We start from the raw sequence: 18,077 nt of genomic DNA, 5'->3' as shown, positions 1-18,077 counted from the left end.
CTTACAATTGTTTAATCAACTCATCAAAATCATTAAAAACTTTCAAACCAATTTGTTTCATATTTTCTAGAATTTTAACAGCTTTTCCACCAACATAGTCAAAATTATCATATTCGTTATTATTATTAAACAGATAAATAGTTTTTCCATCTTTAAGACCTTTATAAGCTGCTAGTAAATTTTTTAAATTACCAGAACCATAAGGTACATTACAAAGAATTACAACATCACTTTTATCTATTGCCTCCAGATTTTTCTCAAACGCTTTATCACCAATAGCTGTAAAAGGTAATTCCTCCACTATTTCTAATGATAATTTCCTGCCTAATTCCCAATCTGTATCTCCTATATTAATAACTCCTAAAGATACTTGATATCCCAAAGAATCAAGTTTACTTATTATCTCAACACCTGTACCTCCACCGCATATAACATGCACTTTCTTATCTAAAATGTTAGTTTGCACCTTATTTTTTGGTGTTAAAGGCATCAAATATGGACTATTAGTATACAAATCCTTAGTAATAACCACATTTAAATTATACGCCGCTTCTATATTTTCATATGTAATTACTTCTTTAGGCTTCCCAATACTAAGTATTTCACCTTTATTAAGTAAAATCATTTTATTGCTATACCTTGTTGCTAGATTTATATCATGTATAACAATCACTATAGTCATATTTTTTTCTGTATTTAGCTTTTTTAGTAAAGAAAGAATTTCTAACTGATGATTAATATCTAAATGTGATGTAGGCTCATCTAAAAGTATAATTTCAGGTTGTTGAGCTAAAGCTCTAGCAATGATTACCCTTTGTCTTTCTCCACCACTAATTTGATTGATACTCTTATCTTTTAAATGCAAAGTATCTGTAAGTTTCAACGAATCTTTTACTATTTGAAAGTCTTTATAGCTTTCCTTTTGAAATCGACCTAAGTATGGATTTCTACCCATCATAACTACATCAAATACTGAAAAATCATAAGCAATATTTGTATCTTGTGGAACTATAGCTACCTTTTTAGCAAGTTCCTTAGCTTTATATTCTCCTAACTCTTTCCCATCTATTTTAATAAGACCTCTACTTGGTTTATATATAGAAATCATATTTTTTAATAGTGTTGACTTTCCTGAACCATTAGGACCTATTATGCTGACAAATTCTCCTTTTTCAATTTTAAAATTAATGTCCCTTAAAACTAAACTATCTCCATAACTAAAATAAAGGGATTCAACTTCTATAGCTGTTTTCATCTATTTCACTCCTGAATTAGTAAGTTTTTTTCTTCTTTAACAAAAGATATAGAAAAAAGGGACCACCAAACATAGCTGTAATAATACCTACAGGCACTTCTGTCGGTGATATTATAGTCCTTGCTATAGTATCTGCAAATATCATAAATATTCCACCAAACAAAGCTGAAGAAGGCAGTAAAATCCTATGGTCAGGACCTATAATAAGTCTTATTATATGTGGTATTATTAAACCAACAAAACCAATAATACCACTTACTGAAACTACCATTGCCGTCATAAAAGCACATATAACTAAAATAATCAACTTTACTCTTTCCACATCTATTCCCATACTTCGTGCAGATTCTTCGCCCATAAGCATAACATTCAAATCTCTTGAAAAGAAATTCAATATTACTATTGAAAGCAAAACAGGTATTGCAACTGGAATTAATTCATCCCATCCTTTTGAAGAAAAACTGCCCAAAGTCCAAAATATTATCTTACTTACATCTTTTGTATAAATAACCATCAGAAAAGACATAATAGCCGTGAAAAGTTGTCCAACGGCTATTCCAGACAATAAAAGTGTATTTATTGGAACTTTATTCTTTACCTTCGAAATAAAGTAAACTACAAAAGTAGAAAGCATAGCTCCTAAAAAAGCACCAACTGAAACACTTGAAAGTTTAAATAAACCAATATTTAGCCCTGAGATAATTATTATAGAAGCACCTAAAGCTGCTCCTGATGATATTCCAATAACATATGGATCAGCCATAGGATTTTTAAACATTCCTTGAAAAGCAGCCCCAACACTTGAAAGGGCTGCTCCTACTAATACTCCTAATAATACTCTAGGCAATCTGACTTTTAAAATAATGATAAAATGAGACTGGGGTATTTCATTAATGTTTATATAACTGCCGATATAAGGCAATCTTGAAGCCACTATCTTAATTGTCTCTAATACACTTATACTAGCAGTACCTATTGTAGCAAATATACAAACACTCATTACTAATACAATAATTAATGTCAAAAACACTATGCTTTTCTTACCTTTAATTTTAGCTATTAATCTCATATCCATCACTACTCAATCCTATTTAAATGCTTCTGGATGTATTTTTCTTGCTATTAATTCTAAGCCATCTACTATTCTAGGTCCTGGTCTTGATATTATATTAGGATCTAATATATAAACTCTATCATTCTTAATAGCATTTATATTTTCGTATCCATCTCTTGCTTTTATACTATCTACTGTCTTATCTTCTCTATCCTTTGCTGTCAAATATACATCTGGATTTCTTTCAATAAGCTGCTCTAAATCAAACTGAGGATATTTCCCTTGTGCATCTTTAGCAATATTTTCTCCACCCGCTAAGTTAATAAGCTCATCAATAAAAGAACCTGGACCTGCTGCCATTAACGGTTGATCCCACACCTCATAAAACACTTTCACTTTTTCTTTTCCTGCAACTCTTGATAATATAAAATCTCTTTTTGTCATCATGTCAACTATAGTCATTTTAGCAGCTCTTTGACTATTAGTTATTTTGCCTAATTCATCAATTAAATTAATTACATCCTCTATAGACTCTGGCTCATAACTTAATACTTTAATACCTGCTTCCTGTAATCTCTTGTTAACTTCTTCTTTACCCTGTCCATATTGTATTACTAAATCTGGAGATAATTCTATTATTTTTTCAACATTTACATTAAAAGAATCTCCAACTTTTTCTTTATTTTTTGCTTCTTCTGGATAATCACAGTAATTTGATACACCTACTACTCTCTCACCCAAGCCTATTGCAAATAAAATCTCAGTATGACTAGGTGCTAAAGATACTATTCTTAATGGTTCTTTTTCTATTGTTACTTTATTTCCAAAGTCATCTTCTACTTCTAATGGATAAATTGTACCAGTAGTATTAGATTCATTATCATTTATTTCGCTTTTATTATCAATGTTTTCTTCTTTCTTTTTAACACAACCTGTAAATGCACCCATAATTAATATTAAAGATAATAATAAGACTAATACCTTAGTAAATTTGCTTTTAATCATCTTGCTCCCTCCGTTTATTATTTAATATTCGATTCCTTTTCTTGCTGGTATGCCTTTTTCAAAAGGATGTTTAACCATTTTCATTTCACTAACTAAATCCGCCCTATCAAGTATAGCTTCAGGAACATTTCTTCCAGTTAATATAATTTCCATATTCTCTGGTTTAATATCTAAAATATGTAAAACTCTATCTATTGAAACTAGTTTATTACTTATAACCCCCATAACTTCATCTAAAATAAGAATGTCACAATCATTTTTTTCAATTGTTTCTTCAATAAAATCAAAAGCATCACTAATTTTTTTCTTTAATTCTTCCTTTTCAGCTTCATTCATATTCCAAAAAAACTTTTTTGATTTATCAAATCTATATATTTCAAAATCTCCATTAAGTTTTTTCGTACTAAATAATTCTCCAGAATCACGCCCTTTTAGAAATTGTATCATCTTTACTTTGTAACCATAGCCAACAGCTCTCAATCCTAATCCTAACGCTGCTGTAGTTTTTCCCTTACCATCACCTGTATAAACTTGAATCAATCCCTTGTCCACCTTTCCTGCACCCCCTCATAATCTTAGTAATACATAAAAATATCAACCCTATCAAATGGATTAATTGAAAAAAATAACGCTCATAGACAAATCTTTAGAGAAAACTAAGATTCATAATTTCGAAAAATCCTAACGCACCTAATCAAGACGTCCTGTCTTGTAGGATGCTGGCTTAACATCCCATTAAGCCTACGGATTTTTCTGAAATTCTTCATCAAGTTTTCTTTGCTAAAGCTTTGTAATATTTGTTTTATAATCCATAGGAAATTATACACCCCATTAAATTGTGGATAATTTTAAATATAATTTCCGTTTATGGATTTCAACAAAATCTTCCTAAATTTATTTATATCGAAGATTTTGTTATTTTTTTCAATCATTATAGTTTTTTGTATACAATAGGTTTTTGAGACCTCAATATGATAATATCAAATTGTATTTATTTCTTCAAGTAAATGACTGTAAGCGTCACTATCAAATGAAAGGAAAAAACATGAATAAAAAATAAATGGAAATTGTATTCGAAATCACCCACAGTATAACAAGGAATATAATTTCCTATGAATTATAAAAAACTATTATTTTTTTAAATGACATACATTTATTGTCATTATCGTAATATTTTGTATAGTATTATATAATATATGGTGTGACAAGTAAAAAAGGATGGTTTTGTATGGGAAAATTTTTTTTAAAAGTTTTTATATTCCTTCTTTTGTTGAGTTCGCCACTCTTTATAGTAATTATCAATAAAAAAATAGATGCTGTAAAAATTAATGAAATGGATAAAATCATTGAAGTGATGAAGGAAAACTCCAAAATATGTGAAGAAATTATTGAATTATATGAAAAAAATTCACCTACTAATTCCATTGGAACGTTTAGAGATTTTGATGCTGAAACTCGAGATGAAATTTATAGGAAATATGAAAAATTTAACTATATTCAAAAAGTAATTATAATGAATGAAATAGAAAAGTTGCTCAAAGATAATCAAAAGCATAGCTATACTTTTATTAATATTATTATTCCTGATGATGAAAAAAGAGAAAAAACTTATTATCAATTATATATTCCTTTTCGAGGTAATGTACCAAAAATTAAAGGCTCATACTATTACTTTAAAGAACAGAAAGCTTTGCTTGATCATGTAATATATATGTATGAATATTTTAAAGAATTCAGTGAAAAGAAAAAACTCCTTATAGAGTACTATAAATACTATATTCCATTTGATGCTGGATATCAACGTGCATTAGATAATATCTATAAAAATGAAAATAAAAGCCCCAAATAAAAATGGGGCTTTCTTCAAACTTTTCTCTATATTTTTAATATAAAACTCTCTTTATTTACAGCTTCATCAACTTTTTTAACTATACGATTCTCATCACCTTTTAATACCATCACTTTAGTTTGTTTATCTTTTTTAGTTTTAATATTTACTGTTAAATTTTTAAGCCTATCATTATCCATTATAATCCAATACAAATCCTGTCCTAATTTTTCAACATATAATTCTCCAGCCCTAATATATCTATCGTTAAACATAACATTACAACCTCTATTATTACTAATAGAAATTTTTTCTACATTACTAGCAATAATACTATAAACATTCACCATTTTTTTGTGCCTTGCTCTCATAGTTCTTCTAGCTCTTCTGACATTTAAAATACTAGATAAAATACCTCCACATTCCTTTAAAATCTCAACATGATCACTTTTTATTTTGTATCTATCTCCATATACTGTATAAACACTATCTTCTGTTACCGTTCCATCCCCTCTAATCGTATAAACTGCATATTTGGGTTTACCATCAAACCATTTAATAGATTTGGGTACCTTTTCAACACACAAATACTTCCTAGTCTGTTTTCCTGTTCCTGTTATAAGATAAATTTTTATGCCTTTTTGATACATTTCATATATGTTTTTATTTAAAGTATTCAAAAACTCATTTTGACTACTGATTTGAGAAATAGGTATAAATCGCACAAATCTATCGTTATTTTCTATAAATAAATAATCCCCATACTCATTACTAGGTAATAAATCTTTGATTGACGGAAAATAATTGTGTAATAAACTCAAATTATCTTTTTCTTTATGAATGAACTTTAAAATCCAAATAAAACCTTCCCATAGAATTTTATAAAATAAACTTTCGTTATATTCTTTATAAGGCAACTCTCCTCCTTCCCAAAAATAGTATGCATTTGCTGATCCACTATTAGGCGTTGCAATCATAACAAGTTTGTCTACATCATTTTCATAATAATCACTCTGAATATAGGCTCTTGCAACTATACCTCCCATACTATGACAAATAATATTAACTTTTTCTTTTTTTGTCTTCTCTTTTGCTTTTTTAATTACAGGAATTAAATATTTTTGTGCAGAATAAGCATTTTCTTTTCTCCAATCATAAAACGCTATAAAAAGATTTTCGTCAAGCCTATATCCTAATTTATTAAGGTCTTCTATTATTGGTCTATATACATAGTCAGCTGGTCCAAATCTAAACTTACCTGCACCAGGAATTATATCACTACCTATTGAACCAAAAAGTCCTGGTATAAAAACTATTGGGTAGCCATTTGATTGCTTAAACAAACTCCTAAAAAAGAAAAACATCCTACCACCTTCTATGCTTTTTTTAACATATTATGCAGTAGGATACAAAAATGCACAAAATAAACGGCTAATACTCAACTATATATTTTTCTTTCCTAGCTTCTATTTTAACACCTTCAAGCTTTAGTAATTTAATTTTGTAATCAATTCCTCCTCCATATCCACCTATCTCTCTATTATTATTTATAACCCTATGACACGGTACAATAATAGGAATAGGATTTTTGTTATTTGCTCCACCAACAGCTCTAAACCCCTTTGGTTTCCCTATTGCCAAAGCTATATCTTTATAAGACCTTACACTCCCATACGGAATCTTAAGTAACTGTTCCCATACTTTTTTCTGAAATTCTGTACCATAAAATTCTACTGGTATATCAAACTTTTTTAGTTTTCCTTTCAGATATGACTTTATTTGCAAACTATACTCTAGCTCTTCACCATTATACTCACTAATTTCATCAAAATATATTTTAAGCCAATTAAAAAAATCCTTTTTTTCTTCAGTATGTAAACTTAACCTTACTAAACCTTTGCTAGTAAAAGCTAAATAAATTTCACCAAGCAAATCTGAATTAAAACTGTAATAATAGGCTCTCATTTAAGTTCCTACCTTTCTCCTTTAACTAAATACCATTGATCTCTCACTAGCTTGTCTAGTCTTGGGTTGTTCTTAATAGCTCTATTAGATATAACCCTACTAAACCATGTTAAAGCTTCTTCTCTATCTCCTAACCTTCTATGCAATTCTCCAATTAAATAAGCTAATGATAATTCATCAAAAGGAGATGAAGGAATATCTTCGTTGTAATATGCATTTCTAAAAAGTTCTGCACTTAATCTCAAGAATCTCTCTTCTTCCTTATCTCCATTCAACCTATTCATCCATGCTAGTCTTAAAGTTATATTTCCCAAGTCATAATTTTTGAAGTTTAATAATTGACCACAATATAAAGCTAACTTATAACATGTAATTGCTTCATCCACACTTCTTTTTAAAGAAAATTCTCTTTTCATCCATTTATTTGATACATTTTGCTTAATCACTTCAATATCTTTAGATTTTATCTTGTCAAATTTATCCTCTAATGCAGCATAACCGCATTCTGGACAAACAAACACGCTATATTTTAAAGGATTTTCTCCTTTATAATATGTGAAAAAATCCGTATCTCTTTTTTCAACTCTTAGCTTAGAACGCTTAACTTTACTCGTTGTAAAATCATTTTTACAAACAGGACATTTTATCTTTTTTGAATATAACTCCTCCATTTTTCCCCTCCGTATATTACTAATTATAATGCCAAATCATTTAATTTATTTTATCCTTTTGTTCAGGACCTACCTTGACAATTTCTTTTCTAGGTTTGTAATAATCACTTGATATAATTTCTGTCTTTATTTTTCTACCATTTTCATAAACTTCCTTATACGTTTTAACTTTATACCCATATCTTCCTCTTTGTAATATATTTTTTGTTCCAGGTTCTAATTTTTCGTCAATTTTTATTTCTACTTCTGGTTCTAATATTTGAATAATCTCAGATTTTATCTTAACTACTCTATTTTTTTTTGCCTTCTTACCAAAAATCGTTATTGTTAAATTATTATCTTTAACCTCTGAATGTATATATATAGGATAATTTGTATTATTACTAAATTTAAAATCTAAATAATCATATGCCACAGTTGCATCTAATCCTTTTTCAACATATGTTGCTGGTATAGAATGAGGATGTCTCTCTTCTATTTTAAGATCTGACAATAAAACTGCATTATACAATGTTGTAGAAACCTGACAAACTCCTCCTCCAATACCTGGTGTTAAATCTCCATCTAATATTATTTTTGCCTCTTTATATCCTGCATTAGCATCTCTAGGGCCTGTAGTTTCATTAAAAGAAAAAACCTCACCTGGTAAAAGGATCTTCCCATTAATACTACTAGATGCTAAATTAATATTATGTTTTCTTCCTAGACTACTGCCTGCAAAAGTAGTAGTAAAACTTCCTAATCTATCTTTTATTTGCTTTAGCATATCCTTAGTAATTTTAGGTTTTTCTATATCAACTGGGATTTCTACAAAACCCCCTACTAAAACTGCATTTACTATTCTACTTTTCAATTTCTCTCTATTAACCTTTCTGCCATATACTTCAGGAAATACTTTAAAACCATCCTTACTATAAATTATATAAGCATCTTTACTTTCCACATTTATATCTTTAGAAACTTTATTTATTATATTTCTTAAGCGAATATCATTATACAATAATCCCATTTCTATATTGTATCCATTGGCTCTAACATATAATATATCTTTAATCCTCTTTATTATAGTACCTTGTCTACCAATTAAAAAAGCTTCATCAATAGCTTTGTAATAATCATAAGTAATACCAAGTTCTTTATATTCAATTATATACTTGTAATCTCCATAAATTAGTTTAACAAATTTATTATTAAGTTTATAACCTAATTCTCTTTCTAAATATAATAAAGCTTCACTTCTGTTTAGTCCACCTACATCTATATTGTTAATTTTAACACCTTTATATATAGTAGTTATATTCAACGAGATAAATATAAATATAGTAAATAACAAAATTAAAATAATTAATATAGCCACAAATACATTTACAAAATATCTATTTAAATTAAACATAATATGCCTCCTTAGACAGTAATAGCATTATCTTATTAAATACTATTAATTAATAGATAATTATATGAAAATTAACTGTCTAAAAGAGGCTGATTAGACATTACTTTGCCCAGTAGATATTTATAGTATCACCATCTTTTAATTCTTGCATCAACTCAGCCTTTTTGCCATTTACTTCTAGCTTTAACATCCCCATAGGTTTTGATAAATCAAAATCGATGTAATCAAAAATATCAACAAATATAAAACTCTCTTTTTCATAAGAAATAACTTTATCTTCGCCATTAACTTTTAATATAATTGTATTATGTCTATCAATTTTTTCAATATCTTTTTCTTTTTTTATTTCAACAGAAATTTTATCATTATTTTTAAGTTCACAATCATTTGATACTTTATTACCATTAATAAATATTTCATTTTCTTCAGTACTTATATTGCGTTCCATTAGCAACTCAAATAAAGTCTTTATTTCATCATATACAATTTCATCATTTTCATTGATTATAATATTATCATCAACTCTTCTTCCATTTACAACAACTTTTTTAATTAAATCTATTTTCTCTCCATTCAAAAATACACATTTATTTATATCTACTAAATCATAAAGTCTTGGTATGACTTTTTTACCCTTTGTAGCTGCTTCAATAATAACTTCATCTCCATTATCTAATTTATGCTCTAAATTAGCAGGTCTTCTATTGACAAATATCTTTGCTGCTTGTCCAACCTCTCCTTTAATTATTTTTTCTTTACCATTTATAAAACATTTAAAGTTATCCCCTCTTTTAGGTATAAGATTTCTTGGATTATATCCAATAAGTACAAGCACATCTGATACTTTTATCTTTTTAGAATTAAACAACTTTACCTTTTTGCCATTGACGATTATTTCTAAGAAATCTTTATATTTACTTTGTATTGCAGTAATAGCTATTCCTATAGGGGTAATTGCATGAGGTCCGTTTAATTCTTCTGGTATACCCTCTATATTTTCAATAGAATTTGTATCTCTGATAACAACTCTCTCTTTTGGTAAATTTAAAAAATTAGCAACTAAATCAGGTAGTCTTGGTATGTTACTACCCCCTCCTATTAAAAAAACAGCACTAGGAGATTTATCATTATATTCTAGTATTCGGTTTGCAATTTCTTTTGCTAAGTTTTCAATGGATTCTATTATGCTATCTAATATTTCTTCGCTTGTAAGTTCATGTTCTATTCCAACTATATCTGTGAATTTATGTTTAATTTCCTTATTTAGATTTACTTTTAATTTCTCAGCAGTATCATAATCTAGTAAGTAAGTTTTCGCAATTTGTTCTGTAATTTCATCTCCAGCAATAGAAGCCATTGCATACGCTACTATTGTTCCATCTTTTGTGATTGCTATATCTGAGGTTCCAGCACCTATGTCAACAAGAGCAAGATTTAATAGCCTAAGATTTTTCTTAATAGCTACATTAATAGCTGCAATTGGTTCTAAAGTAATATTTATTACTTCTAAATTTACCCTATTCATTACTGTATATAAACTATCTACAACTACATGAGGTAAAAATGTAGCTAACAAATCAACACCTATTTTATTTCCTCTATGCCCTTCTAAATTTTCTATAAAATTATCATCTAGATAATAATTTACTACTGTATAACCGACACAATAATATTTAGATTCTTCCATACCTTTGTTGACCTCTAACAGTTCTTGTGCCTTTTGCACAGCTTCCATTTCTAAACTTTCTATCATTGTTTTATCTATTTCTGCTCCTATTTCTGTATTTCTATCAACTCTTACTCTGTAAGTCTTAAGTGCCCTACCTGCTGCAGCTATTGCAACTTTATCTAATTTTTTACCAACTTTATTTTCTAAACTTTGTTTTACTTCCTTAACTATTTTAGCAACACCGTTAATGTCATGAATTTGTCCATCATACATGCTTCTTTCTTCATGTTCTCTGATTTCGCTGGCTATTATTTTGAATATTCCTTCATCATCATAAATTCCTACTAATCCAATAACAGTTCTTGTACCTATATCTAAAGAGAAAATCAATCTTTCTTTATCTATATTAGAAATCTCATAGACCACTTGAAACACCCCTTTTATAATTTAACCAATTAAACCTATTCTCCATAAATCCCTATAATTCCTTTTATAATGTCAAAAAAAGTCCCTCAATGGGACTTTTGAGCTTGTTGACAAAGTTATATTCCTTAATGAGTTGAAAAAATAACGCTCATAGACAAATCTTTAGAGAAAACTAAGATTCATAATTTCGTAAAATCCTAACTCACCTAATCAAGACGTCCTGTTAAGCCTACGGATTTTTCTGAAATTCTTCATCAAGTTTTCTTTGCTAAAGCTTTGCAATTATTCACTTTTATAATCCATAGGAAATTATATACCTCATTAAATTGTGTATAATTTTAAATATAATTTCCGTTTATGGATTTCAACAAAATCTTCCTAGATTTATTTAAATCGAAGATTTTGTTCTTTTTTCAATCATTATAGTTCTATTTTGTCTACAGTCTGAAAAGTCCCTTAATGAGACTTTTCATTTTCTACTGCTATATTTTTAATATATTTTAGTCTTCTATCTTCAAACTCCAAAAGAAATATATCAGGCATTTTTATAGTTTTCCAGAAGTTAAAATCATATTTTTTATCAAAATAATTCAGTATCACTCCTAATATTGTGCCATGAGTTCCTACAACAATACTTTCATTTTTATATTTATCAACCACATCAAATAATGCTTTTATTCCTCTCTTCTGAACTTGATTTAACGATTCTCCACCTTCTAAAGAATAATCAAAATCTTTCCACTGAAGTTCTGAAAAAGTTTCAAAATCTTCTATATAACTGTTAGCTACTTTTCTTTCTCTAAAATCATCTACAACTTCAATATCTAACCCTTTGTCCTTCGCTATACCTTCTACAGTATGTAAAGCCCTAATATAAGGACTTGATAAAACTCTAGTTATGTTTTTGTTTTTAAAAAATTCTGTTACTTTCTTAACATCTTCCTTCCCTTTTTGAGATAAAGGTCTACTATAATCATCTGGTATAAGCTCAATTTCTGCATGTCTTACTAAATATACTTTTGTCAATTTTTACCTCCCCCTTTTTCTTGCATGGTTTATTAGATTTTTTTATTGTAGATTTATTTCTATATTAACACAAACAAAATAAATAATATCTATAATTTACTTCTGTTCATCTAATTTTTTAATAGCTTCATCACAGATTTTTTCTAATTTCTTATATGAATCTCTGATAAAATGTCTAGGCTTTTTTTGATAAAATGAATTTTCTTCATAAAAGTCCATAAGTGTTGTATACAACCTAATACTTGCTATTTCTTTCAATACTTGTCTGTCATGATCAGAAAACCCTTCTTTACTCAAAACAAATGACCGTTCTAATCTATATATATATCCTTCTAACTTATGAATATCGAAATCAAAATTACTGTTTAACTCCCTAGCAAATCCCAATGGAAGATCACACAAATTCAATTTTCTTTCAATATCATTTAAAGTCTCTATTACATATTTTCTATCTTTGATTTTTTCTTCATCTACTTTAACCAATTTATCTTCTAATTCTGATAGAATAATATTAACTGTTTCAGCAGTACTAAAATTACATAATTTCAAAAATCTATCAATCTTTTTTTGTTTATCAAACAATGCACTCAACAAATAAACATTAAGTGAAATAGATATGCATAGTAAAATAGGTAAGCTTTTATTAATAAGTTCTTTTACTTTCATATAATTAATTATCCCCCTGCTCCTGATTTTTCAAGTAAATCAAAGTGCAACTTCTTATAATATGCTACAAAGTTTATAGTTTCCTATTGCCATTTTTATCAAATAACTTCTTTAAATGAATCTCTGTAAGTGGAAGTACTAATATAATTAAAACACAACTAACAATAGTTGAAATTATTGCGCTAATTTTAGGATTTACTATTTTATAAATAGCAAAACTGATTATGATAGAAATAACCCCCATAGCTATAAGCATTTTTGCACTATAACTATTTCCTTCTTCCCAAGTTTCTTTATTCTTCATAGATAAATATGTTCTATATCCAGATATAAAATTGATTTTCTTAGGTGGAAAAATTTTCAACATTATACCTACAAGCACCATTGAAATACCTGTAATAATATTAAAAAACAAAGTCATTTTAACCACTCCACTATATTTTAAACCTTATACAATTTATTTAAATCGAAGATTTTTTTCTAACATTTTTACTCATTATATTCTTTATTTATCTGCTCTAGTATAATAGTTCTAGGCAAAAATCCATATTTCTCATAAAATGATAGAACTTCTTCATTACCTACACTTACTCCTATACATATTGATTTGACCTTATTTAATTTCATCCAATCTAGTGCATTTTTCATAAACTTATTACCAATCCCCTGCTTTCTATAATCTGGTTCAATATATAGCGATTCAATTTCTCCTATATTTCTATCATTTATTGTACTAATGCAATAACCAATATTTTTGTTTTTCTCTATATCTCTTGCAATTTCAATTTTCATGAGACCTTTTTTAGCTTTATCTATTAATCCTTTTTTTCTAACTTCAAATGAAAATTTTGAAAATTTTTTTGAAAAGTGTTTTGAATTATTCTTATGATGCTTATTTAGCTTCTCCCATAGAAATCCAATACTATCTAATAAATCTTCATTGCCAGATATATACTCAATTTTTTTCATTTTGTACCTCCATATTTGTAAAATCTCTTATTTGCTACTTTTTAATTCCTTATTGTCGTTATCACATATAATAATTTATTCTATTTTTACATATCCTTCTAAATACAAAACGGCTTTGCCCGATATTTTAATTTTATCTCCTAAATCTTTACAAAATATCACTCCACCTCTATCGGACATCTGGTACGCAACAAATTCATCTTTTTTTAGAACTTCTGTCCAATACGGTACTAAAGTACAATGTGCTGAACCTGTAACTGGATCTTCATCAACTCCTGCTTTGGGAGCAAAATATCTAGACACAAAATCTACTTTTTTACCTTTTGCTGTTACAATTACCCCAAATGAATCTAATTTTTTTAATTCTTCCATATTTAGATTTAGATTTTTAATTTCTTCTTCAGTTTCAAATACAGCCATATAATCTCTTGATTTATAAACTTCTTTAGGTTCTCTTCCCAATCCTTTTATTAACTCATTTGGAACTTTACACTTATCTCCTTTTCTTGATGGAAATATCATAGAAAGCAGGTCATTTTCCTTAAATACTTCTAAAACTCCGCTTTTTGTTTTAAAACTTATCTTTTTAATATTTTTATCTAAATAAGTAAATACAACATAAGCTGTTGCTAATGTAGCATGACCACACAAATCTATTTCTTTCTCTGGAGTAAACCATCTCAATTCATATATGTCTCCCTTTTTCACAAAAAAGGCAGTTTCAGATAAATTATTTTCTTTAGCAATTTTCTGCATTAAATCATCTTCAACCCATTCTTCCAAACAACATACTGCTGCTGGATTTCCTTCAAACTGTTTATTTGCAAATGCATCTATTTGATAAATAGGTATTCTCATATTCCTCCCTCCTCTGACAATTTATTTAAATTATGAATTAATACAATTTAGGTATCAAAGCCCATGTTTTAGAAATGTATTCTTTATATCCTTTAAAATTATTTATTAAAAATTTTTCTTCAATTTTAATTCTAATCAATATACCAATAATCCCCGCTATTGTAATAATCCATGTAAGTTTAGAAATCAGTAATATAGGGCAAGCCAAAAATAAGAAAATATTACCTAAATAAAGTGGATGACGTATATATCTATACAGTCCTGTATCAACCATGCTCTGTCCTTCCATCTTTTCAATATACATTGAAAAACCTTTATTTAAGTCTATATGTGCTTTTACACGTAAAAAAGTCGCTATAATAAAACATATCGAGCCAAATATCATAGAAATATATCCTGGATGTGGTTTAAAATGAAGATACTCAAATATTGGAATAATTATAATTAAATAATATGGAATTACTATCAATAAAACAGATCTATCTTTTGTTATTTTATATCTGTTAGTCTTATTTTTAGTCATTACAAAATTCTCACTTACTTTATAAATTCCAAGTAAGATAAAATATAATAGCAATCGATTATCCATTTATCCCCCTCCTACTTTTAGCAACATTAATACTCATTCTTATTTATTAAATCTAAAATAGCTTCCCCTCCATCCAATTCATCTTCTAACTGATTTGTAAATAAAACTATAAAATCCTTTTTCTTCTTTAAAATTTCTTTTGCTGTTGATGTTTTTAATTTGAGCATTTTTCTATTACAAAAATCAATTTCAAAATTTCTTACTCTATCTAATAACTGATTAAAAAAGAATGGAGAATTATTATCAACTCGATTAGCTGCCATAAATATTGAAAGTACACCAATTTCATCTAATATATCCGCATCTTTTAACACTTTACAGCAAAAGTCATCTTCATAATTGTCTTTATTTGAATGAGTTTCAATCATATAAAGAAGTTTTTCAACATCTTTTATCTGAGAAGATATTTTATAATTCTTATCTAACCAACTTTCAACTATTTCTGCTCCAATTTTGGCATGTTGCTGCCTATCATCAAATCTACCTATATCATGGAGAATAGCAGCAATGCGCAATAACTCAACTTCCTCACTGCTTATTTTTTGTTTTTCACCTTTAAGTATTTTCATTACATATGATTCAACTCGAAATGAATGGTATACAACAAACTCCCAACCTTTTCTCCAAGGGTAATTGGTTTCATTTGTATATTTTTTTCCTCTTAAATATGTAATAAGGAATTTTCGTGCTTCACTTAAAACATAACTTTCCACGTATTTTTTCTCCTTCCTTGAACAATATTTCATGTTGTATATTTATAATAAATTTAATTTATATTATCAAAATAAATTTAATTATCATCTTCAATAAGAACTGGTGTTCCAGAAATAGAAAACAGTATCATGTTGCCGCCAATTTTCATATATTCTGCATCTGCACCAATAATTGCATTTGCTCCTAACTTAACAGCTTTATGTATCAAATCGTCCATTACTTTATTTTTTATTTCTTTCAGTTTATCTGAATAGGCTCCTGTTGTTCCAATTAAATCAATAACTGAAGCTCCTAATTCTGAAAATATACCTGTTCCTATAACTAATTCTGATACTATCATATTATAATATTTAACAATTCTTTTACCTTCTATTTTAGGAACAGTAACTACAATAAACTCATCGAATCTTTTTTTCATTTTTTCTCTTACATTTAATATTTTCTCTAGTAATTCTTCTTCCGAAATCTCAGGATACTTCTTCTTAATCTTATAACACTCACCACAAATCAGCATTCCATTAACTTGATATGTATCATATGGATCTAATTGAATATTACAAATACTACAATATTTAAATTTAGCCATGCTATTCCTCCTTCAATCCTCTCCTCTATTTGATTAATTATCCAACTTTTTTATTATTTCAGATAATTTCATATCAATTTCTTTAAGCCTTAGCTCTATTTTGCCAATTTTTTCTTCATTCTTTTTAATCAATTTCGGCATTTCATATACAACTCTATAAATCATATAACCAATTAAAAGTAATATTATTGAAATTTCACCCATGTATTATTCAACCTTTCTATTAATGATCAATGCTTTCTCTCATATTTTCTGTATCTGCAAATTATTCGCATACTTACAACAACAAATGTCAAAAACCACATAGTTATTTAACTTAACAATATCTATTAATTTTCTCCATTTATTAACAAATTCCTCCAAAAATTTAATTTTTAATTGATTTAAAAAACAAAGAAGAGCCTAATTCTAATACAGCTCTCCTTTCTAATAACCTATAGTAGTTTTATTTAACCTTCTCTTATCGGCATGTATAAGTCAAGTTGAAGATTTTCAATTAATTCATCAACAGTCTTTTCATTTATTTCTTCATCACTCAGTAAATGTTCTTCCAGACATTGATGAGTACCAAATCCGTATTTACTAATCTTTATCCAAGAGATAAACCTATTCCAAGCATTAGATATATCACTTAACGATGTATTTATTACTGCATACTTTCCTCCCTCAATTTTTTTTATTTTTATTTCTTCGTCACCTTTAATATTTTCGTCCTCACTTACAGTCATCCAGAACTCGTACCCATACTCATCTCTATCAGGGCTAGGACTAGGGTTATCAAATCCAAAAAATCTGTGACTATTATCACCATTAAGTAAATTATTCTTTTTTGCCCAGCTAAGTACTTTAGTAATCGCTATTATTTCTGGACTTTTTCCATATGCATGATAGTAAGCTACACGCATAGGTTTTAATTCTTTTAGCACCTTTATGTCAGGATATTTATCTTCTATTCCATGAGATTCAAAATATTTCTCCATTAAATTCACCCTTTCCATGCTTTTAATTCCTTTTTTAAATTTTCGATATCTCCCAGGAGTTATTTCAAAATAATTTCTAAATGCTCTCGTGAAGGCTTCTTGAGACTCATACTGATAATCTAACGCTATATCTATAATTCTCTTTTTAGTATTTAATAGCTCATTAGCTGCACAGGATAATCTTCTTTTCCTTATATAATCTTTCACTGTATGACCTACAAGAGCATAAAACATTCTATAAAAGCTCGAAATAGACATGAATGATTCCTGTGCAACCTTTTCAATTTCAATTGAACTTTTTAAATTTTCTTCAATATAATCCAAAGATCTTTGAATCCTCTCATAATAATTCATTCTCAACTCACCTTCTAAAATAAAAATAGCATGAAAAGAGCAAATGGTTTTGATATTTTTTACAAAACT

The 18,077-nt window shown here is 27.9% G+C and carries 20 protein-coding genes; 1 reads left to right on the top strand and 19 read right to left on the bottom strand.

The window, feature by feature from the left end:
* Window position 1: 1 nt before the first annotated feature.
* Genes BFN48_RS01570 through BFN48_RS01555 form a run of 4 tightly spaced genes read right to left on the bottom strand, consistent with a single transcriptional unit; the run spans window position 2 to window position 3,866 of the window.
* The gene (locus BFN48_RS01570) at window positions 2-1,255 is read right to left on the bottom strand and encodes an ABC transporter ATP-binding protein (protein WP_069649119.1); all 1,254 of its coding nucleotides are present in this window, start codon (window positions 1,253-1,255) and stop codon (window positions 2-4) included.
* Window positions 1,256-1,271: 16 nt separating this feature from the next.
* Window positions 1,272-2,330: a FecCD family ABC transporter permease gene (locus BFN48_RS01565; RefSeq protein WP_242863191.1), complete on the bottom strand. Its 1,059-nt coding sequence runs from the start codon at window positions 2,328-2,330 to the stop codon at window positions 1,272-1,274.
* A gap of 12 nt (window positions 2,331-2,342) precedes the next feature.
* On the bottom strand, window positions 2,343-3,314 hold the full coding sequence (locus BFN48_RS01560; protein WP_083238730.1) for an ABC transporter substrate-binding protein: 972 nt from the start codon (window positions 3,312-3,314) through the stop codon (window positions 2,343-2,345).
* Window positions 3,315-3,335: 21 nt separating this feature from the next.
* The gene (locus BFN48_RS01555) at window positions 3,336-3,866 is read right to left on the bottom strand and encodes a cob(I)yrinic acid a,c-diamide adenosyltransferase (RefSeq protein ID WP_069649118.1); all 531 of its coding nucleotides are present in this window, start codon (window positions 3,864-3,866) and stop codon (window positions 3,336-3,338) included.
* Window positions 3,867-4,542: 676 nt separating this feature from the next.
* On the opposite strand from BFN48_RS01555, the gene BFN48_RS01550 reads away from it, so the two are divergent.
* A complete protein-coding gene (locus tag BFN48_RS01550) occupies window positions 4,543-5,163 on the top strand; it encodes a hypothetical protein (protein ID WP_069649117.1) in 621 nt (206 codons plus the stop codon).
* A gap of 26 nt (window positions 5,164-5,189) precedes the next feature.
* On the opposite strand, the gene BFN48_RS01545 is transcribed toward BFN48_RS01550, so the two are convergent.
* The 15 genes from BFN48_RS01545 to BFN48_RS01480 form a co-directional block, all read right to left on the bottom strand.
* The gene (locus BFN48_RS01545; RefSeq protein WP_069649116.1) at window positions 5,190-6,506 is read right to left on the bottom strand and encodes a lipase family alpha/beta hydrolase; all 1,317 of its coding nucleotides are present in this window, start codon (window positions 6,504-6,506) and stop codon (window positions 5,190-5,192) included.
* Window positions 6,507-6,573: 67 nt separating this feature from the next.
* Window positions 6,574-7,107: a methylated-DNA--[protein]-cysteine S-methyltransferase gene (locus BFN48_RS01540; RefSeq protein ID WP_069649115.1), complete on the bottom strand. Its 534-nt coding sequence runs from the start codon at window positions 7,105-7,107 to the stop codon at window positions 6,574-6,576.
* A gap of 8 nt (window positions 7,108-7,115) precedes the next feature.
* Window positions 7,116-7,778, bottom strand: coding sequence for a DUF2225 domain-containing protein (locus tag BFN48_RS01535; RefSeq protein ID WP_069649114.1), 663 nt, complete (start codon window positions 7,776-7,778; stop codon window positions 7,116-7,118).
* 40 nt (window positions 7,779-7,818) lie between these two features.
* Complete coding sequence (locus BFN48_RS01530; protein ID WP_069649113.1) at window positions 7,819-9,171, bottom strand: VanW family protein; 1,353 nt, start codon at window positions 9,169-9,171, stop codon at window positions 7,819-7,821.
* 100 nt (window positions 9,172-9,271) lie between these two features.
* Window positions 9,272-11,266: a cell division protein FtsA gene (locus BFN48_RS01525; RefSeq protein WP_083238729.1), complete on the bottom strand. Its 1,995-nt coding sequence runs from the start codon at window positions 11,264-11,266 to the stop codon at window positions 9,272-9,274.
* 456 nt (window positions 11,267-11,722) lie between these two features.
* Complete coding sequence (locus BFN48_RS01520; protein ID WP_069649111.1) at window positions 11,723-12,292, bottom strand: histidine phosphatase family protein; 570 nt, start codon at window positions 12,290-12,292, stop codon at window positions 11,723-11,725.
* A 96-nt stretch (window positions 12,293-12,388) separates the two neighbouring features.
* Entirely contained in the window at window positions 12,389-12,958 is a 570-nt protein-coding gene (locus BFN48_RS01515) for a hypothetical protein (RefSeq protein ID WP_069649110.1), read from the bottom strand.
* Between the two features lie 73 nt (window positions 12,959-13,031).
* Window positions 13,032-13,379, bottom strand: a complete 348-nt coding sequence (locus tag BFN48_RS01510; RefSeq protein WP_069649109.1) for an SdpI family protein — start codon at window positions 13,377-13,379, stop codon at window positions 13,032-13,034.
* Between the two features lie 68 nt (window positions 13,380-13,447).
* Window positions 13,448-13,927 (bottom strand): GNAT family N-acetyltransferase, encoded by a 480-nt coding sequence (locus BFN48_RS01505; protein WP_069649108.1) that lies wholly within the window; start codon window positions 13,925-13,927, stop codon window positions 13,448-13,450.
* A gap of 75 nt (window positions 13,928-14,002) precedes the next feature.
* Entirely contained in the window at window positions 14,003-14,785 is a 783-nt protein-coding gene (locus tag BFN48_RS01500) for a PhzF family phenazine biosynthesis protein (RefSeq protein WP_069649107.1), read from the bottom strand.
* 37 nt (window positions 14,786-14,822) lie between these two features.
* Complete coding sequence (locus BFN48_RS01495; protein WP_069649106.1) at window positions 14,823-15,374, bottom strand: methyltransferase family protein; 552 nt, start codon at window positions 15,372-15,374, stop codon at window positions 14,823-14,825.
* 26 nt (window positions 15,375-15,400) lie between these two features.
* On the bottom strand, window positions 15,401-16,087 hold the full coding sequence (locus BFN48_RS01490) for an HD domain-containing protein (RefSeq protein ID WP_069649105.1): 687 nt from the start codon (window positions 16,085-16,087) through the stop codon (window positions 15,401-15,403).
* 77 nt (window positions 16,088-16,164) lie between these two features.
* On the bottom strand, window positions 16,165-16,674 hold the full coding sequence (locus BFN48_RS01485) for a heavy metal-binding domain-containing protein (protein ID WP_083238727.1): 510 nt from the start codon (window positions 16,672-16,674) through the stop codon (window positions 16,165-16,167).
* 33 nt (window positions 16,675-16,707) lie between these two features.
* Window positions 16,708-16,878 (bottom strand): hypothetical protein, encoded by a 171-nt coding sequence (locus tag BFN48_RS12320; RefSeq protein ID WP_176718788.1) that lies wholly within the window; start codon window positions 16,876-16,878, stop codon window positions 16,708-16,710.
* Window positions 16,879-17,123: 245 nt separating this feature from the next.
* Complete coding sequence (locus tag BFN48_RS01480) at window positions 17,124-18,008, bottom strand: AraC family transcriptional regulator (protein WP_069649104.1); 885 nt, start codon at window positions 18,006-18,008, stop codon at window positions 17,124-17,126.
* Window positions 18,009-18,077 lie beyond the last annotated feature (69 nt).

Source organism: Caloranaerobacter ferrireducens (assembly GCF_001730685.1).
Classification (GTDB): domain Bacteria; phylum Bacillota; class Clostridia; order Tissierellales; family Thermohalobacteraceae; genus Caloranaerobacter; species Caloranaerobacter ferrireducens.
Note: the sequence above shows the minus strand (reverse complement) of the source record. Positions and strands in the feature narration are given on the sequence as shown.

Coding starts and splice junctions, on each gene's coding strand:
- BFN48_RS01570 (WP_069649119.1), bottom strand. CDS start 1,255: ATGAAAACAGCTATAGAAGTTGAATCCCTTTATTTTAGTTATGGAGAT.
- BFN48_RS01565 (WP_242863191.1), bottom strand. CDS start 2,330: ATGGATATGAGATTAATAGCTAAAATTAAAGGTAAGAAAAGCATAGTG.
- BFN48_RS01560 (WP_083238730.1), bottom strand. CDS start 3,314: ATGATTAAAAGCAAATTTACTAAGGTATTAGTCTTATTATTATCTTTA.
- BFN48_RS01550 (WP_069649117.1), top strand. CDS start 4,543: ATGGGAAAATTTTTTTTAAAAGTTTTTATATTCCTTCTTTTGTTGAGT.
- BFN48_RS01545 (WP_069649116.1), bottom strand. CDS start 6,506: ATGTTTTTCTTTTTTAGGAGTTTGTTTAAGCAATCAAATGGCTACCCA.
- BFN48_RS01540 (WP_069649115.1), bottom strand. CDS start 7,107: ATGAGAGCCTATTATTACAGTTTTAATTCAGATTTGCTTGGTGAAATT.
- BFN48_RS01535 (WP_069649114.1), bottom strand. CDS start 7,778: ATGGAGGAGTTATATTCAAAAAAGATAAAATGTCCTGTTTGTAAAAAT.
- BFN48_RS01530 (WP_069649113.1), bottom strand. CDS start 9,171: ATGTTTAATTTAAATAGATATTTTGTAAATGTATTTGTGGCTATATTA.
- BFN48_RS01515 (WP_069649110.1), bottom strand. CDS start 12,958: ATGAAAGTAAAAGAACTTATTAATAAAAGCTTACCTATTTTACTATGC.
- BFN48_RS01510 (WP_069649109.1), bottom strand. CDS start 13,379: ATGACTTTGTTTTTTAATATTATTACAGGTATTTCAATGGTGCTTGTA.
- BFN48_RS01505 (WP_069649108.1), bottom strand. CDS start 13,927: ATGAAAAAAATTGAGTATATATCTGGCAATGAAGATTTATTAGATAGT.
- BFN48_RS01500 (WP_069649107.1), bottom strand. CDS start 14,785: ATGAGAATACCTATTTATCAAATAGATGCATTTGCAAATAAACAGTTT.
- BFN48_RS01495 (WP_069649106.1), bottom strand. CDS start 15,374: ATGGATAATCGATTGCTATTATATTTTATCTTACTTGGAATTTATAAA.
- BFN48_RS01485 (WP_083238727.1), bottom strand. CDS start 16,674: ATGGCTAAATTTAAATATTGTAGTATTTGTAATATTCAATTAGATCCA.
- BFN48_RS12320 (WP_176718788.1), bottom strand. CDS start 16,878: ATGGGTGAAATTTCAATAATATTACTTTTAATTGGTTATATGATTTAT.
- BFN48_RS01480 (WP_069649104.1), bottom strand. CDS start 18,008: ATGAATTATTATGAGAGGATTCAAAGATCTTTGGATTATATTGAAGAA.